The sequence below is a fragment of the Amycolatopsis sp. SID8362 genome, assembly GCF_010550475.1.
Lineage (GTDB): Bacteria > Actinomycetota > Actinomycetes > Mycobacteriales > Pseudonocardiaceae > Amycolatopsis > Amycolatopsis eburnea.
On sequence record NZ_JAAGNB010000670.1, the window covers coordinates 1 to 265 of the forward strand.

Annotated in this window: 1 protein-coding gene; it reads right to left on the reverse strand. The window is 78.1% G+C overall.

Translation table 11 applies throughout. The features are described 5' to 3' along the window. The coding region (locus tag G3I65_RS20410; RefSeq protein WP_309235582.1) for a polyketide synthase dehydratase domain-containing protein at positions 1 to 252 on the reverse strand (252 nt) is incomplete at its 3' end. Between the last annotated feature and the right edge of the window lie 13 nt (positions 253 to 265).

Below are 265 nucleotides of genomic sequence, written 5' to 3' on the forward strand. Positions count from 1 at the left end.
CACCAGCGGCGCCTCCATGACCAGGTCCTCGACGACCCGGGTGCCGGTCTCCTGCGCGGCCCGCGCGGCGAGTTCGAGCAGCGCGGTGCCGGGCAGCACGACCGAGCCGCGGACGACGTGGTCGGCCAGCCACCGGTGCGACCGCGCCGAAAGCCGGCCGGTGAACAGGTAGCCGTCGCCGTCGGCGAGGGCGACGACCGCGCCGAGCAGCGGGTGCCCGGCCGAACCGAGCCCGGCGACGTCGCCGGTCACGGCGGGCGCGTCG